This is a genomic window from Burkholderia sp. FW306-1C-G01B, from assembly GCF_058781685.1.
Genome location: NZ_JBYSWZ010000009.1, coordinates 144,882 through 171,169, shown reverse-complemented (window position 1 = coordinate 171,169; position 26,288 = coordinate 144,882). Strand labels below are relative to the sequence as shown.

At 65.8% G+C, this 26,288-nt stretch carries 26 protein-coding genes and 1 pseudogene; 12 read left to right on the top strand and 15 right to left on the bottom strand.

All coding sequences use genetic code 11. From position 1 onward, the window contains the following. Positions 1-44: 44 nt before the first annotated feature. A complete protein-coding gene (locus tag AC3WLY_RS19560; protein ID WP_492310044.1) occupies positions 45-1,064 on the bottom strand; it encodes an AraC family transcriptional regulator in 1,020 nt (339 codons plus the stop codon). Continuing rightward, positions 1,061-1,516, bottom strand: coding sequence for a GNAT family N-acetyltransferase (locus AC3WLY_RS19555; protein WP_072439028.1), 456 nt, complete (start codon positions 1,514-1,516; stop codon positions 1,061-1,063). Before AC3WLY_RS19555 ends, AC3WLY_RS19560 begins: the two co-directional genes overlap by 4 nt. Before the next feature lie 537 nt (positions 1,517-2,053). Between AC3WLY_RS19555 and AC3WLY_RS19550 the strand changes: the two genes are divergently transcribed. From AC3WLY_RS19550 to AC3WLY_RS19530, 5 genes are all read left to right on the top strand, one after another. Continuing rightward, entirely contained in the window at positions 2,054-2,899 is an 846-nt protein-coding gene (locus tag AC3WLY_RS19550; protein ID WP_492310061.1) for an ABC transporter permease, read from the top strand. Next, a complete protein-coding gene (locus tag AC3WLY_RS19545) occupies positions 2,886-3,737 on the top strand; it encodes an ABC transporter permease (protein ID WP_175959315.1) in 852 nt (283 codons plus the stop codon). The genes AC3WLY_RS19550 and AC3WLY_RS19545 overlap by 14 nt, the downstream gene beginning before the upstream one ends. Next, positions 3,734-4,765: an extracellular solute-binding protein gene (locus AC3WLY_RS19540; RefSeq protein ID WP_425131008.1), complete on the top strand. Its 1,032-nt coding sequence runs from the start codon at positions 3,734-3,736 to the stop codon at positions 4,763-4,765. The genes AC3WLY_RS19545 and AC3WLY_RS19540 overlap by 4 nt, the downstream gene beginning before the upstream one ends. A 557-nt stretch (positions 4,766-5,322) precedes the next feature. After that, positions 5,323-5,622, top strand: coding sequence for an H-NS histone family protein (locus AC3WLY_RS19535; RefSeq protein WP_175959313.1), 300 nt, complete (start codon positions 5,323-5,325; stop codon positions 5,620-5,622). A gap of 358 nt (positions 5,623-5,980) precedes the next feature. After that, positions 5,981-6,127 (top strand): hypothetical protein, encoded by a 147-nt coding sequence (locus AC3WLY_RS19530; protein WP_310137468.1) that lies wholly within the window; start codon positions 5,981-5,983, stop codon positions 6,125-6,127. Positions 6,128-6,206: 79 nt separating this feature from the next. Here the strand turns inward: AC3WLY_RS19530 and AC3WLY_RS19525 are convergent, their stop codons facing one another. Beyond that, positions 6,207-6,965, bottom strand: coding sequence for an SDR family oxidoreductase (locus tag AC3WLY_RS19525; protein ID WP_492310043.1), 759 nt, complete (start codon positions 6,963-6,965; stop codon positions 6,207-6,209). 139 nt (positions 6,966-7,104) lie between these two features. Next, on the bottom strand, positions 7,105-8,049 hold the full coding sequence (locus AC3WLY_RS19520; protein WP_175959308.1) for a LysR family transcriptional regulator: 945 nt from the start codon (positions 8,047-8,049) through the stop codon (positions 7,105-7,107). A 166-nt stretch (positions 8,050-8,215) separates the two neighbouring features. Here AC3WLY_RS19520 and AC3WLY_RS19515 point away from each other — a divergent pair, with 166 nt between their 5' ends. Further along, the gene (locus AC3WLY_RS19515; RefSeq protein ID WP_492310042.1) at positions 8,216-9,430 is read left to right on the top strand and encodes an FAD-dependent monooxygenase; all 1,215 of its coding nucleotides are present in this window, start codon (positions 8,216-8,218) and stop codon (positions 9,428-9,430) included. 111 nt (positions 9,431-9,541) lie between these two features. Here the strand turns inward: AC3WLY_RS19515 and AC3WLY_RS19510 are convergent, their stop codons facing one another. After that, positions 9,542-10,483 (bottom strand): alpha/beta hydrolase, encoded by a 942-nt coding sequence (locus AC3WLY_RS19510; RefSeq protein ID WP_492310041.1) that lies wholly within the window; start codon positions 10,481-10,483, stop codon positions 9,542-9,544. Positions 10,484-10,544: 61 nt separating this feature from the next. Then, the gene (locus tag AC3WLY_RS19505; protein WP_034180944.1) at positions 10,545-11,642 is read right to left on the bottom strand and encodes an OpgC domain-containing protein; all 1,098 of its coding nucleotides are present in this window, start codon (positions 11,640-11,642) and stop codon (positions 10,545-10,547) included. A 381-nt stretch (positions 11,643-12,023) separates the two neighbouring features. Between AC3WLY_RS19505 and AC3WLY_RS19500 the strand changes: the two genes are divergently transcribed. After that, on the top strand, positions 12,024-13,178 hold the full coding sequence (locus AC3WLY_RS19500) for a porin (protein WP_175959305.1): 1,155 nt from the start codon (positions 12,024-12,026) through the stop codon (positions 13,176-13,178). 42 nt (positions 13,179-13,220) lie between these two features. Here the strand turns inward: AC3WLY_RS19500 and AC3WLY_RS19495 are convergent, their stop codons facing one another. Next, complete coding sequence (locus tag AC3WLY_RS19495) at positions 13,221-14,132, bottom strand: LysR family transcriptional regulator (protein WP_175959304.1); 912 nt, start codon at positions 14,130-14,132, stop codon at positions 13,221-13,223. A gap of 90 nt (positions 14,133-14,222) precedes the next feature. Between AC3WLY_RS19495 and AC3WLY_RS19490 the strand changes: the two are divergent. Together AC3WLY_RS19490 and AC3WLY_RS19485 are read left to right on the top strand one after the other, a co-directional pair. Next, positions 14,223-14,519: pseudogene (locus AC3WLY_RS19490) on the top strand (aldo/keto reductase); the annotation flags it as partial. Between the two features lie 124 nt (positions 14,520-14,643). Beyond that, positions 14,644-15,384 carry a sulfite exporter TauE/SafE family protein gene (locus tag AC3WLY_RS19485; protein WP_243566609.1) on the top strand — a complete coding sequence of 247 codons (741 nt, stop codon included), beginning with the start codon at positions 14,644-14,646 and terminating at the stop codon, positions 15,382-15,384. Between the two features lie 102 nt (positions 15,385-15,486). On the opposite strand, the gene AC3WLY_RS19480 is transcribed toward AC3WLY_RS19485, so the two are convergent. The 3 genes from AC3WLY_RS19480 to AC3WLY_RS19470 all read right to left on the bottom strand — a co-directional run bounded on the left by AC3WLY_RS19480 (position 15,487) and on the right by AC3WLY_RS19470 (position 19,474). Then, positions 15,487-17,652 (bottom strand): hypothetical protein, encoded by a 2,166-nt coding sequence (locus AC3WLY_RS19480; RefSeq protein WP_492310040.1) that lies wholly within the window; start codon positions 17,650-17,652, stop codon positions 15,487-15,489. A gap of 500 nt (positions 17,653-18,152) precedes the next feature. After that, positions 18,153-18,539 (bottom strand): ester cyclase, encoded by a 387-nt coding sequence (locus AC3WLY_RS19475; RefSeq protein ID WP_204421352.1) that lies wholly within the window; start codon positions 18,537-18,539, stop codon positions 18,153-18,155. 38 nt (positions 18,540-18,577) lie between these two features. Further along, positions 18,578-19,474 (bottom strand): LysR family transcriptional regulator, encoded by an 897-nt coding sequence (locus AC3WLY_RS19470; RefSeq protein WP_492310039.1) that lies wholly within the window; start codon positions 19,472-19,474, stop codon positions 18,578-18,580. Positions 19,475-19,978: 504 nt separating this feature from the next. Here AC3WLY_RS19470 and AC3WLY_RS19465 point away from each other — a divergent pair. The 3 genes from AC3WLY_RS19465 (at position 19,979) to AC3WLY_RS19455 (ending at position 22,918) form a co-directional block, all read left to right on the top strand. Next, positions 19,979-20,839 carry a peptidoglycan DD-metalloendopeptidase family protein gene (locus AC3WLY_RS19465; RefSeq protein ID WP_492310038.1) on the top strand — a complete coding sequence of 287 codons (861 nt, stop codon included), beginning with the start codon at positions 19,979-19,981 and terminating at the stop codon, positions 20,837-20,839. Positions 20,840-21,048: 209 nt separating this feature from the next. Then, positions 21,049-21,948, top strand: a complete 900-nt coding sequence (bla, locus tag AC3WLY_RS19460; RefSeq protein ID WP_492310037.1) for a class A beta-lactamase — start codon at positions 21,049-21,051, stop codon at positions 21,946-21,948. A gap of 97 nt (positions 21,949-22,045) precedes the next feature. Next, positions 22,046-22,918, top strand: a complete 873-nt coding sequence (locus tag AC3WLY_RS19455) for a LysR substrate-binding domain-containing protein (protein WP_310137497.1) — start codon at positions 22,046-22,048, stop codon at positions 22,916-22,918. Between the two features lie 46 nt (positions 22,919-22,964). Here AC3WLY_RS19455 and AC3WLY_RS19450 read toward each other — a convergent pair whose 3' ends face one another. From AC3WLY_RS19450 to AC3WLY_RS19430, 5 genes are all read right to left on the bottom strand, one after another. After that, positions 22,965-23,300, bottom strand: a complete 336-nt coding sequence (locus tag AC3WLY_RS19450; RefSeq protein ID WP_175959297.1) for a type 1 fimbrial protein — start codon at positions 23,298-23,300, stop codon at positions 22,965-22,967. Between the two features lie 364 nt (positions 23,301-23,664). Then, the gene (locus tag AC3WLY_RS19445) at positions 23,665-23,919 is read right to left on the bottom strand and encodes a GlsB/YeaQ/YmgE family stress response membrane protein (protein WP_034180284.1); all 255 of its coding nucleotides are present in this window, start codon (positions 23,917-23,919) and stop codon (positions 23,665-23,667) included. 129 nt (positions 23,920-24,048) lie between these two features. Then, positions 24,049-24,825, bottom strand: a complete 777-nt coding sequence (locus tag AC3WLY_RS19440) for an ABC transporter ATP-binding protein (protein ID WP_175959296.1) — start codon at positions 24,823-24,825, stop codon at positions 24,049-24,051. Then, positions 24,822-25,736, bottom strand: coding sequence for an ABC transporter ATP-binding protein (locus AC3WLY_RS19435; RefSeq protein ID WP_175959295.1), 915 nt, complete (start codon positions 25,734-25,736; stop codon positions 24,822-24,824). The genes AC3WLY_RS19440 and AC3WLY_RS19435 overlap by 4 nt, the downstream gene beginning before the upstream one ends. Before the next feature lies 1 nt (position 25,737). Beyond that, positions 25,738-26,288, bottom strand: a 551-nt coding sequence (locus AC3WLY_RS19430; protein WP_492332703.1) for an ABC transporter permease, incomplete at its 5' end; no start/stop codon positions are given.

Below are 26,288 nucleotides of genomic sequence, written 5' to 3'. Positions count from 1 at the left end.
GTAGAGGCTGGCCATGTTCATACGGGCAGTCCTGGCCTATTTTTTCATTCGGTCGCTTCTTTCGACCAACGCTTCATCGCTCGGCTGAATGCGGATGTACTTTTGTATCCCAATCGCGCCGCGATCTCCTTGACCGAATATTCCTTTTTGGCCAGATATTGCGATGTCAGATCTTGACGTACAAGGTTGTGCATGGCACTGAACGACGTCCCCATCTCCTGGAGTTTCCGCTGCAAACTGCGCAGCGAAAGTCCGAGCTCTCTGGAAAACTCGGCGATGTCTTGACACGCGGGGTTGTCGTACATCAGGCCAAGCAGTCGTCCGATGAGGTCCGACGGGACCCAGTGCGCAAGTTCGAATTCGCGCTTTGCGCACGCCTTTTTAGCCAATTCGAATTCTATCGGGTGTGCGAGCGGCAGCGCGATTTCAAGTGTCGATCGATCGAACTCGAGAAAACTTTCGCGAGAATTGAATTCGATTGGACAGTTGAAATAGGCTCCGTAAGATTCCGCGTGCGGCGGTTCCGGATAGGCAAATCCTATCCTCAGGAATTCCGGATATTGCCCGATCAAATCACGCATCTCCCGGCGAATGGCGGTGAAAACCATGTCGGTATTCAAAACCAGGAGATCCGTGCGATAGGTATAGCCGCCAACCGTAATTCTGGCCACGTCGCCCGTTGTCGTTATCCTCATTCTGAAATAGCTGATCCCCAGCAACGGATGCTCGAAGCCCAGGCGCAGCGCGTCGCCCAACGTCGGGCTCACCAGCATGGCGTGGGCGCGCAGGCCGTACGATGTCACCGGGATCGCGTTTCCGATATGAAGCCCGATCGCGGTGTTGCCGGTCGCCTCGAGTGCATTCGCAAACAGCACCATTTCCTGCGCATGCGTCACCATTGCGTTGGGTCGCTCGACGTCCGACGGAGAAATGCCCGCGCCTCTCAGCAAGACGTCGACGGGAACCCCCATACGCTTCATGAAGTCGATCGTGATGAAGATGGTGTGAAGCGGCGCCGGCCGTTGCGCGGCAGTGCGGTGACTCATGTCGGCTACCGGCTTCATTCGACTCCTAGCGACTTCGTAAACACGACCTGGCATCCATACTCGTCCAGTTCGCCGCGCTTCCACCCGAGACGCTGGTAGAAGCCATCGGCTCGCGAGCCCGGATCGGTCACGAGCGTGACTTGCGCCACTCCCTTTTCCTTCAACCATGTCAGCGCGCGGTCGAGCAGCTCCCGGCCGATGCCGGCGCCATGGAACGACGGATTCACAAACAAGGCGGTGATGAACGGCTTTTCGGTGATGACCGGCAGACAGATCCCGACCACCTCATCACGACATTCACAAATCCAGCCGCCTCCCTGCCTGATTTTCTCGATCAGGAGGTTGCGGTTGAGCAGGTGAACCTGGTGGGGATGGATTCTATTCTCGCTCACGGAGAATCGAACGTCATAAAAAGCGCCGATGTCGCGCTCGGTCATTCGGCGGTATTCCAGCTTATCAGCAATGGCCATATTCGTTATCGCCTGTCATCTCGTTATATGAAATATGCGTGGTGCGAATTGGGCAACTATCTCACGATTTTTACAAATCCGCCAACGATCATGCCGCGGAAGCCGGATAGCTGCCACGTGTGCCGCGGCGGACTGGGGTTGGCCGATCCACCGGCGAAGCCGCATGGCGCCACATGCGGCGCCCATCGGGCGCCGGCGTGCGGCGCAGTACCCGGTGACCGTTCCCGGCGACCTGACGATTGGTCAACGCTTTAATGTTCCTGCATCGATCTAAATTGCACGAGTACGAGAATTTCTGTTGGCGAAATAATCCAATATAAAATACCGTTCGCCAAACTTATAATGTCATTGGCGCTGACGGGTAACACATTGGCGCGAACGGCACGGGCAACCCCTATAAATGGAGCGATCTATTTGATACGCTTCCTGCCAATCGAATCGGCCTAATTGAGGTAATGGGTAGTGCGTCAAGTCCCTATGGTCCACCTGCCGAAGCTGAAATCATGGCGGAAGATGTATAACCCGGCGGTGCTCGTCATGGTCGCGGGTGTGGTTCTTCCCATGATCATCCTGGCAGTGGTCTCGCTCAGCGCGCCGCTCGACTTCGGCGGCGTCGCGTGGGGCGACTTCACTGCCCGGGCGTACGAGCGGGTCGTCTTCGATCGGGACTTTGACGGTTCGCTTGTCCTTCAGCGGGGCTATCTCGCCATTTTCGGCCGGTCGATGACCATGGCCCTGCTGACCACCGCGGGGTGTCTGCTGATCGGCTTCCCGACGGCGCTTTTCATGGCGACGCGCCCTCGGAAGTGGAAAGCCGCGTTGCTGATCCTGATCACGATCCCGTTCTGGACCTGCGTCGTCGTCCAGATGTACGGGTGGATCATCGTCATCGCAGACAACGGCCTGGTGAATCGGATCTTGATCGGAGCCGGCATCATGCACGGCCCGCTCGGCTTGCTCTACACCGATCTCGCGACCTTGATCGGCCTCGTCTATGCGTTCACGCCATTCATGGTCCTGCCGATCTTTGCCGCGCTCGACGATCTCGACTGGCGGCTGGTCGAAGCGGCCTACGACCTGGGGGCACACAAGCCGGCCGCACTGGTCCATGTGGTTGTGCCGTGCTGCCGCCCGGGCATCATGGCGGGCGTAGGGCTCGTCTTTGTCCCTGCGCTGGGTTCCTATACGATCCCCGGGCTGCTTGGCGGCAATCACGCGTTCATGATCGGCAACTTGATCGATTTCCAGTTTGCCGGCGGCCGGGATTGGCCTTTGGGCGCCGCCATGTCGTTTGCGTTGCTCGCGATTGTGCTTCTGGCGATGCTCATGCCCCGGCTGGGCGCGCTCTTTCAACGACAGGAGCGCGTTCATGAATTCGCCTGAACTGCGCCGGTTTCCGTTGGCCGCGGCGATCGCGATCGCGGTGCTGTTGTTCCTCTATTTGCCGATGCTGATCGTGATAGGGATGAGCTTCAACGTCGGCCCGTCCGCGCTCGTCTGGGACGGGTTCGGTATCCGCGGCTACGAGGAGGCGTGGTCCGATCCGACGCTGGTCCGTGCCGCGAAGAACTCGCTCGTTCTGGCGTTGATGTCGATGGTGCTTTCCACCGTGCTTGCGACGAGCGCGGCGGCTGCCTGGTGGTCGAGAAGTGATCGGCACGGGTTCGACCGGGCGGGACTTCTCGTCGCGCTTCCGCTTGTCATACCTGAAATCGTGCTGGCGATCGCGACGATGATGCTGTTCTCGATGTTCAAGACCGAGCTCGGATTCGGCGTCGTCCTGTTTGCGCATGTGGTCTTCAGCGTGCCGCTTGCTTACCTTCCGATCAAAGCCAGACTCAAGACGATCGATCGCACGCTGCTCGAGGCTGCTGCGGACCTGTCAGCCACACCCTGGGCCGCATTTCGGCAAATCACCGTGCCTTTGGCGCTGCCCGGCATCGTCGCAGGGGCGCTGCTGTCGTTCGTCGCGTCGATGAATGATTACGTCACCAGTTACTTTCTCGCTGGCGCCGGCATGACCACATTGCCGATGTACATCTTCAGTGCGATGAAGATCGGGATCACCCCAAAGGTCAGCGCTGTCTCGACCGTCGTCATCGGCCTTTCGTCGGTGCAACTGATGGCGGTCTGGGTCATCGGTGCACGAGGCAAAAGAAGATCCACGCCCAAGCAGTCCGAGATACACCATGCAAATCTCCAAGCAATAGGAACAGTATGAAAAAAACAATCGGGGCGATGTTGCTCCTCGCCGCTGTGACGACGCAGGCCGCCGAGCTTCATATCGGAAGCTGGCCGGGCATCCTGCCCGTGACCTTGCTCAAGAAGTTCCAGGCAGATACCGGTATCGAGACGACGCTCGACACCTATGCAAGCGATGCCGCACTGACCCAGAAACTGCAGGCGGGGGGAGGAGGCTACGACGTCGTGGTGGCCGGCGACTACTACGTCCCGGTGCTCGCGAAATCCGGCCTGTTGCTCAAGCTCGACAAGAGCAAGTTGCCGAATATCGCAAACATCAAGCCTGAATACCGTCATCCGGCATTCGATCCTCAGCGGGACTATGCGATGCCCTTTACGGTCGTCCTGACCGGGTTTGCATACGACAGCGCGCGCGTGCCGGGTGGCCGGCTCGACGATAGCTGGAAATCCTTTTTCGAGCCGCCCGAGGCGCTGCGCGGCCAGATCGGCGATCTGGACGTCGAGGAGGAACTGTACATGGCCGCGAGCTGGTATCTGGGGCAGGACGAATGTACCGAACGTCCCGAGGATGCGAAGCGCGTGCTTGACGTCCTGCAGAAGCAGAAGCCCTTCGTGAAGACCTACAGCAACGACGGCACGATCGACCGTCTCGCGTCCAGGCAAATCACCGTTCAGCACGTCTGGAACGGTGCCGCTGCGCGCGCGCAGGATCGTCTGCCGACCATCCGGTTCGTGTATCCGAAAGAGGGCGTCCGGCTGTTCATGGATAGTCTGCTTATCCCGGCAAAAGCGCGGAACGTCGAATCGGCCTACAAGTTCGTCGACTGGATGATGCGGCCCGAGAACATTGCACTGGTGACGAACGCGATTCGGTACAGCAACGAGATCGTCGGATCGGAGCGCTACATCGATCCTGCGCTGCTGAACAACCCCGCGACCAAGACACCCGAGCAATACAAGGATCGCCTCAAGCCGTACAAGATGTGCTCGCCTGCGGCACTTCAACTACGCAACAAGGTCTGGCTGAAGCTGAAGGGCAATCAATGAGCGGCGCCTGCGGCCTGGCCTTGGGGTACATACCAAGAGACCATCATGGCTGAACGTAGATCACGACAGCATCGGCATCCCGAGCCAGCTTGCATAAGCGCACCACCACTGTGCGCATGTACGGCGGGCGCGGTAGCCGTTCGCAGTCCAGTGCGCCGGTTTGACAGTCCGCCGCGGAAGCGAAATCGTCGTCTGAACGAAACTCGGCGCACGACGGCCGTGTCCTTGCTCACGTTCCGGACGAAGATATCGACAACGGCATCCGAATCTCGTGTCCGTGGCGGTTGCGCTCTCGGCACGCCCGAGGGCCGTCGGGCAGTCAGTCGCTCGAGTCTTCCGCGCAGGATCGACTAGCCCCGGTCGTCGGCTCCGCCTGTGTTCGGCGATTCATTACCTCCCGGCACAGGCGGCTCGCGATTTCCCCTCTCGATCGCGCTTTTTATTCCACGCGGCATCGCGGACATTCAAAGCTAAATATTATGCATTGCGAAACAGATTGGGTCGATGCGTGCGCAAGCTTTCCAGATTCACGATTCTCACATTGCCGAGGAAACGACATGCAAACCTACCTGGACCTGAAAGCCAAGATCCAAGCACTGCAAACTCAAGCTGAACTTGCACGCAAGACAGAATTGCAGAGTGCGATAAAAGAAATTCAGAAATTGATCGCCGACTTCGATTTGAAGCCAGAAGACATTTTCGACGGTATTCGGTACAAGCTACGTCGGCGGCGTGGCCCGGCTGCCGCAAAGTACCGTGATCCCGTCTCCGGCGCCGTCTGGAGCGGGCGCGGGCGGGAACCTCGTTGGATTGCCGGTCGCGATCGAGCGACGTTCCTGATCCAGGCCGAGACGTAAATAATCGGGGGTCAAGGTACGTCCAGACAAGAGCATCTTTTCGCCCGCCCTGTCCAGCACAGCCCGATCGAATCGAATCAATTGCACTGCAAACTTGATACGAGCAGCCGTCCACGCTTGCATTCCCGCTTGGTACTGGAAGCGTCGATTCGGTCGGCCTTCGGCGTCGAAACTCGCCGATGCTTTCGCCGCCGAGTGCGTTCACGTGGCTAACGTTGCCGCCGCGGGCGCGGTAACGCGCCGCTCTGGATCCGGGGCAAGGACCGCAGTCGGTTCGCCATATGCAAGCGTGCGTCGATCGGCAAGAAAGCCAGGACGGATTGACGGGACATGAAGGGCGTGGGATCCGGCGGCCACCATGCTGAACCAGGGCGATACAGGTTTCGGCGGCGTGTGGCGCGGCGGCGTCAGCACGACGAGCAGCGTCGCGCCGTCCGGCGACGGCGCCACCTACGCATGCGGCCGGTGCGACGAGAACAACGCGCTTGCTCAGGCACCGGCCTGAGCGACGGGGCGCGTCGACCGCCGGAAGGCAGCGAGCCAGGTCCTGGGCAATACCTTCCGGCGCAGGCCGCAGCGCGTGTTTATCCGCGACCGACGAACGGCATCGCGGTCGCCATGATCGTCATGTTCAGGATGTTCGTGTCCAGCGGCAGATTCGCCATCTGGACGACCGCATTCGCGACATGCGTGACGTCCATGCGCGCCTCGGGCGCCAGGCTGCCGTCCGCCTGCGGGACCCCTTGCGTCATCCGTTCCGTGAGCGACGTCGCTGCGTTGCCGATGTCGATCTGGCCGCACGCGATGTTGTACGCACGGCCGTCCAGCGCCAGCGACTTGGTGATGCCCGTCACCGCATGCTTGGTGGCCGTGTACGCGATCGTGTCGGGGCGCGGCGCGTGCGCCGAGATCGAGCCGTTGTTGATGATCCGGCCGCCCTGCGGCGTCTGCGCTTTCATCAGGCGCCATGCGGCCCGCGCGCACAGAAAGACGCCGGTCAGGTTCGTCGCGACGACGCCGTTCCACACGTCGAATTCGTATTCGCCGAGTGAAACGGGCGGGGCGTTGCGTCCGGCATTGTTGAACAGCACGTCCAGCCGGCCGAACTGCTGCGCGATTTGCGCAAACGCGCGGTCGACCGACGCTTCGTCGGTGACGTCGGCGGGAAACACGTGCGCGTCGCCGTCGGCGGCGCGGATCGCGTCCTGCGTTTCGCGCAACGATGCTTCGTTGCGCCCGAGCAGCGCGACGGTGAATCCCGCGTGGGCGAGCGCGACGGCCGCCGCACGACCGATGCCGGATCCGGCGCCCGTGACGGCTGCGAATTTCTTCGTGACAGACATGGCTTGATTTCCTGCGGGTTGAATTGGGAAAGAGGGGCGAGCGGTCGATGTCTTCGCCACCCGGTCAAGGCATTCGAAATGCGCCCGGAGCAAGCTCAAGCGACATCGTACCGCCCGCTCGATTGCGCGATAACCGCGACTATTTCTTCCGCCCGGCCGAGGCCTTGCGCGCCCGCGCACCCGTCTCCGCGAACAGATCGACCACCACGCCGCGCAGCCACCGGTTCCCTTCGTCCTGATTGACCCGCGTATGCCAGAGCATATGAATTGGCGCACCGGGCAGCGTGACGGGCAACGCGCGCCAGCCGAGCGAAAACGGCGCGGCGAGCTGCAGCGCGAGATGTTCCGGCACGGTCGCGATCAGGTCGGTGCGCTGCAGGATGTAGCCCACGCTCATGAAATGCGGCACCGTCAGCCGCACCCGGCGCTTCACGCGGCGCCGCTTCAGCCATTCGTCCACCTGCCCGTGGCCGGTGCCGGCCGACACCACGACCAGGTGCTCGGCGTCGCGCCATGCCTCGACCGTCAACGGCGCATCCGCGAGCGGATGCCCATGCCGGAACAGGCACACATAACGCTGATCGAACAGCCGGCGCTGATAGAACCCGCCCTTGAGTTGCGGCAGCAGGCCGATCGCGAGATCGACGCGGCCGTCGGCCATTTCGTCGCTCAGGTTGACGCTCGTGTTGCGCACGGTATTGAGCGCGATGCCCGGCGCTGCTTGCGACAGCCGTTCGATCAGCGCGGGCAGGAACACGACTTCGCCGATATCGGTCATGCCGATCGTCAGCGTGCGCGTGGCGCGCAGCGGATCGAAACCGGTCTCGGGATTGAGCGCGGCGTGCAGCGTCGCGAGCGCGTGCGACACGGGTTCCGCCAGACGCAGCGCGAACGGCGTCGGCACCACGCCGCCCGGCCCGCGCACGAACAGCGGATCGCCGAGCCGGCGGCGCAGCTTCGCGAGCGCGTTGCTGACGCCCGGCTGGCTCATGTTCATCTGCTCGGCGACGCTCGACACGCGCCGCTCCTGCATCAGCCGCTGGAAAAGCAGCAGCAGGTTCAGGTCGATCTCGCTCAGTTCCATGGGTTTCGCATTTCCCGGCTCATTGCATTCGGTGATGAAGCAGATTCATTTCATTTTATTGCGGGATGAATGTCCACTCCTGAAACTACCGATACGGCGCATGCATTCGACATGACCGCTGCGCAGCCCGCAGACCCTACATCTGAATATCGGAGACACCTTCATCATGCAGACGAACCTGAAGATCGCGATCGTCGGCGCCGGCATCGGCGGCCTGACGCTCGCGCTCGCGCTGCGCGAGCACGGCATCGACGCGCAACTCTACGAGCAGACCGACGCGCTGCGCGAAGTCGGCGCGGCCGTCGCGCTATCGGCCAATGCGACGCGCTTCTATGAGCGCATGGGCTTGCGTGCGGCCTTCGACGCGGTGTGTGCGGACATCCCGGGCCTCGTCTATCGCGACGGGCGCAGCGGCGCGGTGATCGGCCATCATCGCGGCGAACCCGACTATCGCCGGCAATTCGGCGGCGCGTACTGGGGCGTGCATCGCGCGGATCTGCAGGCCGTGCTGTCGAAGGCGGTCGGTCTCGACTGCATCCATCTCGGCCATCGGCTCGTCGATCTCGCGCAGCACGCCGATCGCGTCACGCTCGCGTTCGACAACGGCGAGCGCGTCGAAGCCGATCTCGTGATCGGCGCGGACGGCGCGCGCTCGATCACGCGGCGCTGGATGCTCGGTTATGACGATGCGCTGTATTCGGGCTGCTCGGGCTTTCGCGGCGTGGTGCCGGCCGCGCGCATGGACCTGCTGCCCGATCCCGACACGATCCAGTTCTGGGTCGGGCCGCACGGGCATCTGCTGCACTATCCGATCGGCGACGACGGCGACCAGAATTTCCTGCTGGTCGAGCGTCATCCGTCGCCGTGGCCGTCGCGCGACTGGGTCATGCCGGCGGAAGAGGGCGAGCAACTGCGCGTGTTCAGGAGCTGGCATCCGGCGGTGGTGCAGATGATTACCGCCGTGCCGGTCAGCCAGCGCTGGGGGCTGTTCCATCGCCCGCCGCTCGGCCGCTGGAGCCGCGGGCGCGTGACGCTGATCGGCGACGCCGCGCACGCGCTGGTGCCGCATCACGGGCAGGGCGCGAACCAGTCGATCGAGGATGCGGTGGTATTGGCGGCGCAACTGGCGAAGGCCGGCCCGGGCAACTGGCGCGAAGCGCAGGAAGCGTACGAGCGCCTGCGTCGCGGCCGTACGCGCAAGGTGCAGTACGCGTCGATTTCCGCGGCCGACGTGCTGCACCTGCCCGACGGGCCGGCCGCGCAGGCGCGCAACGCGCGTCTGGCCGAACGCGACAGCGTGCTGCATCACCTGGACTGGATCCACGATTTCGACGCGCTCGCCGAGGAGCCGAGCGAGCGGCAGGGCGGCACGTGGCTTTGAGCCCGGCGTGCGCACCCGGGTCGCGCGCGCAGTGCTTCGCGCCAGTCGACGGACGATGGGCCGGGCATCGGCCGGCTTGACGAAAACGGGCGGGGCCACGCCCGCCCGCCGTCACTTCACGCACTCGAGCGCGTACTTCAACCCCTGCCCGAGCAGCCCGCGCCACACGTCCCACGTATGCCCGCCTTCGACGATGCGCAGCTCGGCCGGGTTCTGCGCACGGCGCAGCTGCGTGTACAGCACGCTCGATTCCGCCTGGATCGTCAGGTCGTCGTCGCCGGCCGCGATGAACATCGGCACGCGCCAGCTACGCGCGAAATAGCCGCGCATCAGCGCCGGGTAGTTGAGCTCGTGCCACACGCGCGAGTCGAACTGCCGGTCGCCGAACACGCCGACATAGCGCGCGGCGGAATTGAGCGGCGGCTCGTTCGCATAGATCGCGGGGCTCAGCAGCATCGCGCCGCAGAACAGGCCGGGTTCGAGCAGCGAGAAGCGCAGCGCGCCGAAGCCGCCCATCGACACGCCGCCGATCGCGCGGCCCGCGCGCTGGTTCGACACCGCGAAGTGCGCTTCGACTTCGGGCAGCAGTTCGTTGAGGAACGCGCTCTGCATCTTCTCCTTGCGGTCGACGTACCAGTCGGTGCCGCCCTGCGGCATCACGATCACGACGGGCGGAATCTCGCGGCGCTCGATCAGCGTGTCGGCGGTGGCCTGCAGCCGGCCCTGCGTGATCCAGTCGTTCGCGTTGCCGGCATTGCCGTGCAGCAGGTACATCACCGGGTAGCGCGCGCCTTCCGGGTTATAGCCGGGCGGCAGGTAGACCGTGTACGACCAGTCGCGCTTCAGCGATGCCGACCGGAACGTGCGCAGCGCGACGCTGCTGCCCGGATTGACCGGCGGCTCCTGGGCGGCCGGCGTGACCGGCGCGGCCTGGGTGGCTTGCGCGGCCAGCGGCGGCGCGGGCGAAACCGTCGGCGCGGCCGGCGTGGCGCGGGCGGTGGCGATGGAGCCGGCGATCAGGGCGACGGCGAACGGAAGGGCGAGTCGGCGCATGGCGAATCGTTTCAGGAGAGGCGCCGGCTATCGTAGCAGCGGCGCATGACGGCGCGGCGCGTCATTGCCGCGAACGGAACGGCAGCCGCGCGACGAGCGGCCCGTAGAGTTTGGCGACGAGATACAGCAGGCCCATCGCGACGGCATCGGCGGTCAGGCCGAGCGGCACGTCGAGATAGCCTTCGGTCGCCTGGTAAAGCAGCGAATCGACCGCGAGCGAGATGCCGGTGCCCGCGACGAAGCACAGCAGCCCCTGCCGGCCGATCGTGCCGATCCACGGCATCGCGTGCGCGACCTTCTTCATCCAGCCGAGGTGCACGAGCTTGGCCGCGAGCCACGCGATCGCGAGGAAATTCACGAGCCGCAGCGCGCCGAGGTTCTGCTTGATCGACGGATCGGTCGGGAACGGCTCGATGCGCAGCCGGTAGTACGCGCCGGCGGCGACGATCGCGAGCGACACGGCCGTCAGCAGCCAGCCCTGCGGCCTGGGCGCGAGCGTCTGGTAGACGGGCTGGCAGCGCGCGATTACGCCGAGCACGAACAGGAACTGCCACGCGAACGGATTGAAGTCCCACGGCGCGCCTTCGACGGTCGGCAAAAAGCGCGCGACGTGCGGCGCCGCGTACCACAGCGATCCGCTGAACGCGAGCATCAGCCACGGCTGCGTGCGCGCGAGCGGCAGTGCGAGCGGGACGAGCAGCGCGAAGAACGCGTACATCGGCAGCACCGACGCGAGGTACGGCTGGCGGCGGAACAGCAGGATGTCGCGCAGCGCGGCGAGCGGTTTGTGGAGCAGGCCGTCGAGATCGTTGGTCGGCATGTTCGGGCCGTCGATCGCGAACGCGTTCAGCGCGGCCGTGATCAGCAGCATCAGGCCGGCCGTCACGAGGAACGCGCGGTAGATCTCGAACGCGCGCAGGATGAAGCGCTGGCGCGCGGCGGCCTCGTCGTGCCGCTCGGCGAGCGAGTTGTACGCGATCGCGGTCGCGAAGCCGCCGAGGAACACGAATACCTCGGCCGCGTCGCACAGCGCGTACGCGTGCAGCGTCACGCGCGACAGGATGCTGCCGCCGATATGGTCGACGACGATGACGAGCAGCACGAGGCCGCGGAAGAAATCGAGTTCGGCGTAGCGGCCGGCCCGGGCAGGCGCGGTCATCGGACTGCCGTCCGGCGCGGGCCGCGTGCGCGGCCGGCATACGCCGCGCATGAATCGGGGTGAAGCATGACTTCGTGAAGAAATGGCGAACGGATGCGCATTGTGCCACCGATGCGACGCTCGTCGGGTTTACGCGGATGGCGGGCCGGACCGCCGCTGCCGACAAGCCCGGTCAGGCTGTCTGCGCAACGGGGCAGTTGGGAGAGCGCAACGCTTTGCGCGCGGTTTCCTTACCCCGATGGACGGACGGTTTGCGACGTGACACCATTTTGTCCTCACGCGGCCGCACACCGCGTCGTCCGCCCTGCGGGCCACACACAAAACAGACCAAACATTCGCCGGGCGCTCGGCCCGCCCGGCCCTCGGCTCCGGAGATCCGTCATGAAGAAGCACGTCATTTTTGCCGCCGCGCTCGCTGCCTTCGCCGCGCCGGCCTTTGCCCAGAACAGCGTGACGCTGTACGGCCTGATCGACGAAGGCTTCAATTACACGAACAACGTGAACGTCAATGGGGTCGGAAAGACGAATTACCAGCTCGCGAGCGGTTTCGCGCAGGGCAGCCGCTGGGGCCTGAAGGGCAGCGAGGATCTCGGCGGCGGGCTCAAGGCGATCTTCACGCTGGAAAACGGTTTTGACGTGAACAACGGCCGGTTCAACCAGGGCGGCCGCATGTTTGGCCGCCAGGCGTTCGTCGGGCTGACCGAGTCGCGCTTCGGCACGCTGACCTTCGGCCGCCAGTACGATTCCGTCGTCGACTATCTCGCGCCGCTGACCGCGAACGGCAACTGGGGCGGCACGCTGTTTTCGCACCCGTTCGACAACGACAACACGGACAACTCGTTCCGCGTCAACAACACGGTCAAGTACGCGAGCCCCGACTGGAACGGCCTGACGTTCGGCGGCACGTACAGCTTCAGCAACAGCACCGGTTTCTCGAACAACCGCCAGTACAGCATCGGTGCGCAGTATTCGCTGGCCGGGCTGCAGGTCGCGGGCGCGTACCTGCAGGCGAACAACCCCGGCGTCGGCAGCGCGGGCGCGATCGCGGCCGACGACGCGAACTTCGTCGCCGATCGCCTGCGCATCTTCGGCGGCGGCGTCAACTACACGTTCGGCCCGGCAACGGTCGGCTTCGTTTACACGAAGACGGACGTGAAGAACCCGGTGTCGACCGTCTACCTGCCGGCCTCGACCTTCGCCGGCCTCGGGCTGACCGCGACGAAGTTCCAGAACTTCGAGATCAACGGCAAGTACCAGCTCACGCCCGATTTCTATCTCGGCGCGCAGTACGTATACACGGACGGCAAGTTCGATGCCGCGGCCGGCTCGTTCAAGCCGAAGTACCACACGGTCGGCCTGATGGCCGACTACAGCCTGTCGAAGCGAACCGACGTCTATCTGCAGGGCGCGTGGCAGAAGGTCGGCGGCGACAAGACCGGCACGGCGGCCGACGGCGGCTACGTCGTCGGGACGGACGGGCCGTCGTCGTCGTCGAACCAGTTCGCGGTGCGCGCCGCGATCCGCCACAAGTTCTGAACGGGCGGCGGCCGGTGCCGGGCGCGCCGGTGCCGGCCCTTGTCAGCCCGCCTGGCGCGTGCCGCCGAGCGTTTCCGCGAGCCAGTCGACGAAGATCCGCACGCGCGGCGCGAGATGGCGCCCGTGCGTGAACACCACCGACACGGGCAGCGGCTCGGCATGCCATTCCGGCAGCACTTCGACCAGCGAGCCGTCGGCGAACAGCGGCGCGAGCCCGTCGCGCGGCGCCTGGATCAGCCCGAGGCCGGCGAGACAGCACGCGAGATACGCCTGCGAGCTGTTCACCGACACGATGCTGCGCATCTTCACCGCGTGCAGCTCGCCCGTATCCATGTCCGCATATTCCCAGTCCAGCTCGCGGCCCGTGCGGCTCGAGAAATAGCCGACCGCGACGTGGTCGGGCAGTTCGTCCGGCGATCTCGGCGTGCCGTGGCGCGCGAGATACGCGGGCGACGCGCAGTTGATCTGCGCCATCTCGCCGATCCGCCGCGCGACGAGCGACGTGTCGGACAGCACGCCGACCCGCACCGCGCAGTCGATGCCGTCGGAGACGAGATCGACGAAGCGGTCGGTCGTGCTGATCATGACGCGCAGGTCGGGGTAGCGCGCATGAAAATCCGGCAGCGCCGGAATCACCTGGTTCAGCGCGAAGCGCTCGGGCAGGTCGACGCGGATCACGCCGCGCGGCGATGCGCGGGCGTCCTCGAACAGCGATTCCGCATCGTCGAGATCGGCCAGCAACTGCACGCAGCGCTCGTAATAGGTCGCGCCCTCGGCGGTCAGCGCGACGCGCCGCGTCGTGCGCTGCAGCAGGCGGATATTCAGGTGCTTTTCCAGATACTGGACGGCGTTGCTCACCGTCGGGCGCGGCAGTTGCAACTGCTCGGCCGCTTTCGTGAAGCTGCCGAGATGGGCGACGCGCGCGAAGATGCGCATTGCTTGCAGGTGGTCCATACGGGGCGGAGCGTTGGCGGATTGGAACAGGCTCCATTGTTGATCAGCGTCGAATGGTTTGGTGGAGCGTTTCGCGTTTCGCGCTTATCGCGCGCCGCGACGCACCGACAATCCGGTCCATCCACTCACCACTCGAAGGTCGATGCGCTGCGCGCGATCGCGTGGGCGCTGTCGCGCGGCATCGACATCGTGCCGCTGGTCGGCGCGCGCAAGCGCACGCAATTGAAGGACGCATCGCACGCGCCTGAATTGCAACTAACGGTCAATGATTTCTCGCGCATCGAAACGGCGGTTCCCGCCGGGGCGGCTGCCGGTGACCGCTATCCGGCTTCACAGATGGCTGACCTCGACAGCGAGCAGGCGCGGGGGGTGATCCATGGGGCCTGAACGGAGGGCCTGACAGGCCCGCCCGACAGGCCCTAGCCAGCCTCAGGCAAAACCAGATGGCGGGCAGGCTGACGGCGGTTCACCATCGGCGCCGTAATCATCCCAACCGGACGGAACGCCCTCCATGCAAATTCATACGCTGACGATCATCGTGCTGGTTTTCCTGCTGGCCGGCGCGGTGAAGGGAATGATCGGGCTCGGGCTGCCGACGATCGCGATGGGGTTGCTGACGCTCGCGATGCCGCCGTCGGCTGCGGCGAGCCTGCTGCTCGTGCCGTCGTTCATCACCAATGTGTGGCAGTTGTGGCTCGGCCCGTCGTTCGGGCCGTTGCTGCGTCGCCTGTGGCCGCTGCTCGCCGGTCTCGCGATCGGCACGCTGACGGGCGGGTTGCCCGCGCTCGCGGCCGGCAGCACGTGGACGCATGCGGCGTTGGGCGTGGTGCTGATCGCCTACGGTCTATGGGGGCTGGCCGCCGCGCGGCTGCCCGCGCCGGGGCGTCACGAAACCTGGCTGTCGGCCGTGGTCGGCTATCTGACGGGCGTCGTGACGGCCGCGACCGGCGTGTTCGTCGTGCCGGCCGTGCCTTACCTGCAGGCGCTGCGGCTGTCGAAGGACGACCTGATCCAGGCGCTCGGGCTGTCGTTTACCGCATCGACGATCGCGCTCGGCTTGCAGTTGCGCGTGACGGGCGCGCTGCAGACGGTCGATCTCGGCGTGTCGGCGCTTGCGCTCGTGCCGGCGCTGGCCGGAATGGCCGGCGGGCAATACGCGCGGCGCGTGATGAGCGAGAAGGCGTTCAGGCGCTGCTTCTTCGTCGGGCTGATTGCGCTCGGTGCGTACATGGCCGCCTCGGGGTGGCTGTAAGCGGGTATCGCCGCGGAGCGTGATGCTCACCGTCCCGAAACATCCCGAAGCCGGTTTCTGCTGCCGGCTTCGGGAGCTGTAACAGGACGGCGGTCGCACCGCTCAGGCCGGATCGGCATACTTCAGCGTCCAACCGAGCGTGCGGGCCGTGCCCGCGCCGAGCGCAAACGGCTTCGTCGTGCACGCGAAGTTCGAATGCAACTGGCCGATCGGCGTCGTCGACAGCGGATTCGTCGTGCCGTTTGCCGTGTCGAAGGCGGACAGCACACAGTTGTCGAACCCGGATGCCGCATAGCCGGTCGCAGCGCTGTTCGCGTATGCCACCGATACGCCGTCGCCGTTGGCGTGCGTGGACGCGAAATCCGCGAACGACGTGAAGTCCGTCTCGACCGACAGGTTGCCGGCGAGCGTGCCCGAACTCAGCGTATCGCTGCGCGCGACCGTGCCGTGCGCGAACGTCAGCACCGAATGCACCTGCAGGTCGAGATCGGTCGTGTACGCCGCGTTCTTCGACGCGAGACGGAATTTCGCGGTATCGAACGACACGATCACCTGGCCGTTGGCCTGCTGCACGTTCAGGTTCCTGTAGTACGTGACGGGAATGTAGGTCTTCCCGTTGTACGACACCTGCGGCACCAGCAGCGCATAGCCGAGATCGGTCGTGCCGTAGATCAGCCTGTCGGAGAACGGCACCGGGTAGTACGGCGTGAACGAGTTGTAGTCGGGCGCCTGGCTGAGGTTCAGGTTGATCACGCGCCGGCCGTCGCGCACGGTGAGCAGCGCCGCGCTGTACGGATGCGCGGTGTCGCCGGGCTGGTTGTACCGGGTGAGCGTGTAGCGCGGCAGCGCGTCGAGCCACGCGTTGTAGTCCGCATCCGCCATCGGCGCCTTGCCGCCGAAGCCGAGCTTGTTCCACCACGCGTTCACGTACAGGTACTGGTGCAGCAGGCTGAAGTTCTCGCCCATCACGCGCGGCTTGCCGCGATACGTGTCGGTGCCGCGACCCTTGACCCACATGTTCACCGACGGCGTCGGCAGCGACGGGTCGTACCAGTAGGTGTCGAAGCGATGCGCGGCCCGATAGATGAATGCATACGCGACCTGCTTCTCCTGGTCGGACAGCACACCGGCGTTGGCCGCGGCCGTCAGCACTTCCATGAACGCGGAATCGCCGTACGGGCCGATCGAGCGGCCGTAGTCGAAGCCCTGGCCGTCGGTGTTCAGCTGCGGCAGGATCAGGTCGACCGACTTGCGCAGATAACCCTTCAGCTCGGACGTGAGATTCGCCTCGTTACCCATCTCGAACGTGCGCTCGACCACTTCGCCGATCAGCAGCGTGCTGTAGCGGTCGAAGCGCGCCTGGTCGTAATAGGTCGTGTGCGTGTTCGACGCTTCGTCCGAGAACCCGCCCGACGAATCCTTGCGGATGTGGTTCGCGAGCGTATACAGCAGCGCGTCGCGCGCGCTCATCGTCGCGACGGACGGATCGGTCGCCGACGCGAATGACGGGCTGCTCCAGCCGAGCTTCTGCCGCAGCCCGGCGATTCCGTAGGACACCGCATAGTAGTTCTGCGCGGTGTTGAGCGACGCGATGTCGATCGGCGTGCCGGCGGCCGGGCACGTACTGGTCTTGCCGCTCGCGTCGGGGCCGAACATGTCGCAGAAGGTGAGCCGCTGCTGCAGCGTCGCGAGCATCGCGTCGCTGAAGACTTCGTTGAGCATCCCGTGCGCCTTCAGGTTGTTCAGCGCGACGAGGTAGTAGTACTCGCCCCACGACGTATTCGCATATGCGTAGTTGCCGCCCGACTGCGCCATCATCGCGGTCGTGATCGTCTGGTACGTCGCGAGGTAGCTCGCGTATTGCGGGTCGCCCTTCGACTTCATGTCGATCAGGATGTACGACAGGCCGAGCGCGAGCTTGCCGGGCAGGAATTTGTCGCCGGTGTTCGTATCGAGCACGTGCACCGGCGTGCCGTCGCCGAGATCCATCACGACCTGCGTGAAGTCGGGCGATTTCCGGATCAGGTCGAACAGCGCGCGCATCTGGCCCATCATCGTGACGGGAATGTTCGTGCCGGCCGGCACGCTGGTGTCGGGCGCGCCGTAGACGAGCGCCTGCAGCGAGTTCGCCGCGAGCGCGGGTGTCGAAGACGGGGGCGGCGACGGCGGCGGCGTGTCGGTCACGTCGCTGCCGCCGCACGCGCTGACGAACAGGACGGAAAGGGCGCTGAGCGCGGCGCCGACCGCGAATCTGCTGCGCGGATGCATGGTGTCTCCAGTTTGAATAGTGATGAAGGACGGGCAGGTATGGCCGTTGCCGCGCTCGACACCCGTACCTGACCTCCGCCATGCAACCCTGATCCCTGACGACGGATGGCCTGAATCACAACCCGAGCGGGCAAGCGTTCCCCCTGCGCGGGCCGAGGCCGGCGTCGCGCCGATGCATTGGAAAACGTTTTCCAAATTTAGGCATCGAACGGCGTGATGTCAATGAACTTTGACGCCGGAGGCGCCGGTAGAAACCCGAATAGTGGGAAGAGAGAGGGGGGCTGGGGCGAGATCGGGATTACATGTAAATTACGGGGAATTTTTGCCGAAGCCGATTAGACGCAGTGCGGGATACCGACGCTGAAGCGGCAGGCGGGTGTGCTCTCCAGTGATGCGCGTTTGATCACATTTGAGAGAAAACGTTATCCTTAAGGATCGAAACGAATCAAACCGGGCATCGGCGCATCGATCACGACCGGCGCCCGGCCGCGCCGGGGCTGCTAAAGCTGGGCCTCGATCGCCGCCTTGTCGATCACCGACCAGACCTGTCGGATCTTGCCGTCGTGGAACTCGTAGAACACGTTCTCGGCGAACGTGACCTTCCTGCCGTCGACGGCGAGCCCCATGAACGTCCCTTTCGGCGAACACGCGAAGCGAAGGCGGCTCGCGACGCGCGGCGGCTCGCACGCGAGCAGCCGGATGTCGAAACGGAGATCGGGGATGTCGCGAAAGTCCTGTTCCAGCATCGCGCGGTAACCGGCGAGGCCGAGCGGCCGATCGTTGTGGATCACGTTGTCGTCGACATACTGGCCGAGTGACGGCCAGTCCTGCCGGTTCAGGCAGTCGATATACGCGCGGTAGCGGGTGGCGAGATCGGTGTCGGTCATGGCCGTGCCTCCGTATGCCGGTGGGGTGGGGGCGCGCGTCACCGCGGCGCTGGTTCGCCGGACAAAAACGCCACGAACTCCCGCGTGTACTTCGGCAACGCGTCGAACGACCGCGCGCAGAGCGTCAGCTTCCGGTGGCTCCATGGATCGGCCAGTTCGACGAGCCGCACGTCCATCGTCTGCATCGCGCGCTCGGCCGCGTGCCGCGACACGATGCCGATGCCCACGCCGCTCGCGATCACGCGGCAGATCGCATCGAAGCTCTTCAACTGCACGCGATAGCGGATCCGCTTGCCGAGCGCGCGCGCCTGGTCGGCCAGATGCACCTGCAGCGCGCTGCCGTCGGTGAGGCCGATGAAATCGGCGTCGGCGATCGCGTCGAACGCGACCTTGTCGTGCGACGCGAGCGGATGCGCGGCCGGCACGACGACGATCAGCCAGTCTTCGCGGAACGGTTTCTGTTCGAGCCCGCCGAGCCCGACCGAATCGGCAACGATGCCGACCTCGGCCGTCTTGTTGCGGATCGCATGCACGATCTCCTGGCTCGAACGCTCCTCGACGCTGATCGACAGCTTCGGATGATGCGGCAGGTAATCGGCCAGCGCGTCGGGCAGGTATTCGCTCAGCGACGCCGTGTTGCACAGCAGCCGGATATGGCCGCGCAGCCCCTGACCGTATTGCTGCAGTTCGCCGCGCATGTGGTCGATCTGCTGCAGCACGGTGCGCGCGTGGTGTTCGAGCGCGCGGCCGGCGTCGGTCGGCTGCGCACCCGACTTGGTCCGGTGCAGCAGCGGCACGCCGAGTTCGTCCTCCATGCCGCGGATGCGCTCGCTCGCGGCCTGCAGCGTGATGTGCGTGCGTTCGGCGCCGCTCGTGATCGTGCCGGCCTCGCAGATGTTCAGGAAGAGCCGCAGGTCGGTCAGGTCGAAGCGCATGATGGGCGGGGAGCGATAGCGTTGGAATGGGCGATAAGTTAGCAGGAACCGCCGTGTCGGTCTCAGGCGCAGCCTGAGACCCGATTCGCCGGTTCCGCATTTTCGGGGCACGATCGATGCCCGATCATGGCCGCATCTCGACACCGGGGAGCCAGTCATGCAGATCGATTCGTCGTGGGGCGTGTCGTTCAAGATCGCGTTGCATGTGTTGTTCCTGTGCATCGGCATCGCGTGGGCCTGTTCCGAACTCGTCGCATGGTTGCGCTAAGCGCGGCGGCACAATCCTATTGAAATCGATCCGTCATAGTCTCCTGGGACGAAAATTCTTCCGTTTTCACACGAAAAGACCATCAAGTTTTTCGGGATCGGACCGTATTACCGGTAGCGAATGCCGGCCGGCGTCCCGTTCGTGATCGTTTGTCATCATTGTTTGCATCCGGTTACACGTCGGCGGTTCCGTTTTTGAGATGCTTGAAAGATTGTCAAACCGGAGTCGGATCGTCCATGAAAACGCGCGAGATTTGCCGCAATGCGGCTTGGCTGTCGGGCCTGGCCGCGGTGCTCGTCATGGCCGGTTGTGCAAACACGCAGTCCGTCCCGCCGAGCGACACGCTGGCGGGACAGCCGTCGCCGTCGAGCCAGCCCGCCGCTGCGCCGTCGGCCGCCACGCCGCCGCCGGCGCCGATTCTCGTCGCGCAAAAGTACGTCGTGAAACGCGGCGACACGCTGACGGGCATCGCGTCCGCGAACGACTGCAGCGTTGCCGACCTGCGCACCTGGAACAAGCTGGGCGCGAACGGCAAGCTGCGCAAGGGGCAGGTGCTGCGCATCGTCAGGCAGCAGCCGCTGCCGCCGTCGGGCGCGGCCGGCACGCAGGCCGCCGCGCAGGCCGCCGCGAGCGATGCGGTGGCCGGTAACCAGGCAACGGCACAGGCCACGGCATCGACGGCGAGCAACCGTCAGGTCGTCAAGGAAACGAAGCGGCATGCGGGCGGCGTCGCGCTCAAATGGCCCGCGAACGGCAAGATCGTCGAAGGGTTCCGGCCGGGGCAGAACCGCGGCATCCAGATCGCCGGCCGGCCGGGCGACCCGGTTCGCGCGGCGGCCGACGGCCGCGTGATGTACGCGGGCACCGGCCTGAACGATTACGGCAGCCTGATCATCGTCCAGCACAACGCGGATTTCCTGACCGCCTATGCGCACAATCGCAAGGTGCTCGTGAAGACGGGCGACATCGTGCGCCAGGGCGACGAGATTGCCGAGATGGGCGATCTCGACAACTCGCGCGTCGCGCTGCTGTTCGAAGTGCGGCGCGACGGCAAGCCGGTGAATCCGATGCCGTACCTGCCTTCTTCGCAAGGATGAAGCCAGGCCGTTCTGCTGGAACGCGACGACTGTCGCTGCTAGGCTAGGGGCTGTTTGCGAATCCCGCGCTTCGCGCGGGGCCGACGGGCGTCTTTCGGGGATGCGCGGCGAATGCCGTCGCGGGCGGCCGTCGGCGTGAACGGGCGTGCATCGCCGATGCGTGCCCGCGCTGCTTCGTGCCATCGTTTCCGACAGAACACTACTCATCCATGGAACACTCTCCGACACGCCGCTCGCTGTTGCTTGCCGCCGTTGCCGCGCCGTTCGTGGCCGCGTGCACGTCAGCGCCGGTCGCCGACCAGGGGCGCGCCCATGCCGCGCAAGCCGAACTCGCCGCACTCGAGAAAGCGTCGAACGGCCGGCTCGGCGTCGCCGCGCTCGATACGTCGAACGGCGTGCGCATCGCCCACCACGCGCGCGAGCGCTTTCCTCTGTGCGGCACGTATGCGGTCGTCGCCGCCGGCGCGATACTCGCGCGCGGCGCGCTCGACGCGTCGCTGCTGCCGCGCCGCATCCTGTACCGCCGCTACGAAATCGTGTCGGGTTCGCCGATCACGGAAAGCCATGTCGACACGGGCATGACGATCGCGCAGCTTTGCGAGGCGATGCTGCGCTCGGGCGACAAGGGCGCGGGCAACCTGCTGATGGGCGTGCTCGGCGGCCCGCAGGCCGTCACGTCGTTCGCACACGAGAGCGGCGACACGACGTTTCGCCTCGATCACTGGGAACCCGAACTGAACAAGGCCGCGCCGGATGACGAACGCGACACGTCGACGCCGGTCGCGATGGTCGACACGCTGCAGCGGCTGCTGCTCGGCGACACGCTGCGCGAACCGCAGCGCGCGCAACTGACGGAATGGATGGTCGGCGGCGCGCGCGGCGCGACCGGCATCGCGGCGGGCGTGCCGCCCGGCTGGCGCGTCGCGGACAAGGCCGGCACGGGCGGTTACGGCACGACGACCGACGTCGCGGTGCTGTGGCCGCCGTCGCGCGCGCCGCTCGTGATGGCCGTGTCGTTCACGCAGCCGCAGGCCGACGCTGCGGCTCGCGCGGACGTCGTCGCATCGGCGGCGCGCATCGCGGCGGGCGCACTCGCCGCGACGACCTGAGCGTCGCGCGCCTCGCGCAAAGCCGGCGTTTGGCTTATCGTGTCGGTCAGCGCGCGCCGGCGCCGGCGCGCGGTCCTTCCGTTTCCTGTGCCTCTTCATGCGCCGACTTCCGCCCCTGCACGCGCTGCAGATCTTCTCGACGGTGGCTCGCCACCGCAGCTTCACGCGCGCGGCCGAGCAGCTATGCATCACGCAGGGCGCGGTGAGCCGGCAGATCCAGACGCTCGAGGCGCATTACGGCTTTCCGCTGTTCAAGCGCCATGCGAAGGGCCTCACGCTGACGGCCGAGGGCGAGCAGCTGCTGCCGGTGGTCAACGAGAGCTTCGCGCGGATCGAGGACATCTCGATGAAGCTCACGCGCCAGCGCACCGATCTCGCGCTGAAGGTGCCGACCTGCGTGATCCGCTGGATGCTGCCGCGCATCATGCGCTTCCAGGGCGAGCATCCCGATCTCCATGTGCAGATCACGACCGCCTGGCAGCACGTCGTCGATTTCTCGACCGAGCCGTTCGACGCGGCAATCGTCTACGGCACGTCGCCGGGCGCGGGCGTATTCGCGCTGCCGCTGTTCGACGAACGGCTGACACCGGTATGCGCACCGGAGTTGCGGCAGGCGTCGCCGCTCGACGCGGTGGGCGATCTCGCGCGCCATACGCTGCTGCATCCGACCCGCGACCATCGCGACTGGCGTGCATGGCTCGATCATGCGGGCGAGCGCGGCGTCGATCCCGCGCGCGGGCCGACCTTCGACACGCTCGATCTCGCGACCAACGCGGCGATGCAGGGCTTCGGCGTCGCGATCGGCGACGTGACGCTCGTCGACGACGACGTCAGCGCCCGCCGGCTCGAACGGCCGTTCGACATCGTGCTCGAGACCGGCGCACGCTACTTCTTCGTCTATCCCGAGAACATCGGCAACCAGCAGAAGATCCGCGCGTTCAGCGACTGGATCGCGCGCCATCGCGACTGACGCGCGGCCGCGTCGGACCCGCCGCGCGCCGCGCGGGCGGCCGGTGTTACTGGTAGGTCACGACGGCGATCATCGGCGCGAGATTGTTGCCCGGACGGTTCGGTAAAACGATTGCGCGCGAGGCCTGAGTAAAGGTCGTGGTCTTGACGGCCTGCATGCTCGCCGCGTCGACGAACGCGATCTGGCCGGTCGCCGGGCGCGGGCAGTCGGCGCGCACGCGAGCGGGCGCGGCGTTGGGCGTATCGAGCGCGAACGAGCAGGGCGGCTCGACGATCATGCCGGAGAAGTGGATGATGCCGGACGCGCCGGCGGCAAAGGACGAGGACATGGCCAGAAGCGAGGCAGCCAGGGCGAACGAGGCAGCGAACGGGCGATGCTTCATGACAGGCTCCAGAGAGGAAGCGCGTCGCAGCGGGGCCGCTCGGGTGGCAGTCCGTCAACGCCGCGACGCTGACTGCGTAAACGGCAAATCCATCGGACCTCTTGAATGAAAAAACGGAAATAGCGGGAATAAGCAAACAGCGGCGTATTCCTTCAATCAATTTATCTCAAAATTGAGCGGCCGCAAGCCCGGGTAATGCCGGTGTAGTAAACCAGAGGGACGGTCGCCGGCGGACGCCGTTTTTTGCGGGTGAATCGTTGCGGAATCAACGAATCGGTAGTAGCGCGAATCGTCGTTCGCCAAAAGAAAACGGCCGCTCGTGATCCCGAGCGGCCGTTTTGCGTGGGGCGGTGTGGCGACGCGATCAGGCCATGCGCTTGCGCACCGCGCCGACGATCACCAGCAGCACGATCGCGCCGATGATCGATGCGATCCAGCCCGCACCCTGGCCCGGCGCATACCAGCCGGCCGCGCGGCCGACGTAGCCGGCGACCAGCGCGCCGACGACGCCGAGTACGGCCGTCATCAGGATGCCCATCTTGTCGTCGCCGGGCTTGAGTGCGCGGGCGAGGAGGCCGACGATGAGCCCGACGACCAGGGTTTCGATGAATTGCAGCATGAACGCCTCCCTATTGCTGTTGAGCTGTTGACGAAAGGAAATTGACCCGTGCGACGCACAAGGGTTCCATGCGGCGGCAAGCCGGCGCGTGGTGTGCGGAGTATCGCATGCCGGCGCGTCGCGCAGATGTCAGGCGGCCGGCGCGCCCGTGACCGGGTCGAGACGGCGGTAACCTTCGGTCGCCTGCAGCAGCGTGCGCGTGTAGTCGCGCGCGACCTGCCCGGTGCGCACGTCCTCGACTCGAAGCTGCTCGACGATCTCGCCATGCTGCATCACGGCGACGCGCTGGCACAGGAAGCCGATCACCGCGAGGTTGTGGCTGACGAGGATCATCGTCAGGTTGCGTTCGCGATGCAGGCGGCGCAGCAGGTTCAGGATCTCCGCCTGCACCGACACGTCGAGCGCGGACGTCGGTTCGTCGAGCAGCAGCACGCGCGGCTCGACGATCAGCGCGCGTGCGATCGCGACGCGCTGCCGCTGGCCGCCCGACAACTGGTGCGGATAGCGGAAGCGGAACGCGGGACCGAGGCCGACCTCGGCCAGCGCGCGGGCGATCCGCGCATCGGCGTCGCCGATTGCATGGATCGACAGCGGCTCGCGCAGCGTCTGGTCGACAGTGAAGCGTGGATGCAGCGACGCATACGGATCCTGGAACACCATCTGCACGTGGCGGCGGAACGCACGGTCAGGGGTGCCGCCGACCGGCCGTCCGTCGATCGACAGGCTGCCGGCCGCGAGCGGCACGAGGCCCGTCAGCGCGCGCAGCAGCGTCGACTTGCCGGAACCCGATTCGCCGACGAGCCCGAACACTTCGCCGTCGCGGACCGCGAAGCTTGCGTCGCGCACGGCGTCGACGTGACCCGTGCGGGTCGGGAAACGGATCGATGCGTGATCGACGTCGATCATCGTGCGGCCTCCTGGCGATCGGCGGGTGTGGGCGCATGCGGTGCGGGATCGAGCCAGGCCGGATCCCGCCGCAGCACGGGCAGTTCGTCGGGCGGGTTCGCGAGCGGCGGGTTCGCCGCGAGCAGCCCGCGCGTGTACGGATGCGTCGCATCGCGCAGGTCGCGCGCGGCGCAGGTTTCGACCACGCGCCCCGCATACATCACCGCGACGCGATCGCAGAACGACATCACGAGCGGCAGGTCGTGGCTGACGAACATCAGGCCCGTGTTGTGCCGCGCGATCATCGCGTCGAGCACCGCGAGCACCTGCATCGACACCGCGACGTCGAGCGCGGAGGTCGGCTCGTCGGCGATCAGCAGGCGCGGGCCCGTCGACACCATCATCGCGATCATCACGCGCTGGCCCATGCCGCCCGACAGCTCGTGCGGATACGCATCGGCGACGCGCGCCGGGTCGCGGATCTGCACGGCCGCGAGCGCGTCGACGATCCGCTCGCGCAGCGCGCGGCCGCGCAAGCCCGGCTCGTGCCGCCGGAACGCTTCGCCCATCTGCTTCGCGACGGTCATGACCGGGTTCAGCGAATACTTCGGATCCTGCAGGATCATCCCCATCTGGCTGCCGCACAGGCGCCGGCGTTCGCTCGCGGACATCGCGAGCAGGTCCTGGCCCGCGAAGCGCATCGTGCGGGCCGACCAGCGCGCGGCTTCGGGCAGCAGGCCGAGCAGCGCGCGGCCCGTCAGCGACTTGCCGGAACCCGATTCGCCGACGATGCCGAGCCGCTCGCCGGGGGCGAGCGTCAGCGACAGGTCGCGCACCGCGTCGGTGACGACGCCGTCGTGCCCGCGAAAGCCGATTTTCAGGCCGTCGATCTCGCAGAGCGGCGCGGGCGCGGTGGTGGAATTCATCGGCATGTCATGCTCCATGGCGGGGATCGAAGACGTCGCGCAGCCCGTCGCCGAGCAGGTTGAACGCGAGGCTCACGAGCAGGATCGCGATGCCGGGCAGCGTCGCGACCCACCACGCGTCGAGCAGCACGTTGCGGCCCGACGCGACCATGAAGCCCCACTCGGGGCTCGGCGGCTGCGCGCCGAGGCCGAGAAAGCCGAGACCCGCGACGGTCAGGATGATGCCGGCCATGTCGAGCGTCGCGCGCACGATCACCGACGACATGCACAGCGGCATGATGTAGCGCAGCAGGATCCGCGGGCCCGACGCGCCTTGCAGCCGCGCGGCGTGGATGTAGTCGGCCTGCGCGATGCGGATCGTTTCGGCGCGCGCGAGCCGCGCATACGCGGGCCACGCGGTGATCGAGATCGCGACGACCGCGTTGATCACGCCGGGCCCGAGCGCGGCCGCGAATGCGAGCGCGAGCACGATCTTCGGGAACGCGAGCGCGATGTCGGTGATGCGCATCAGCACGCTGTCGACGAAGCCGCCGCAATAGCCGGCCGTGGGGGGGGGGG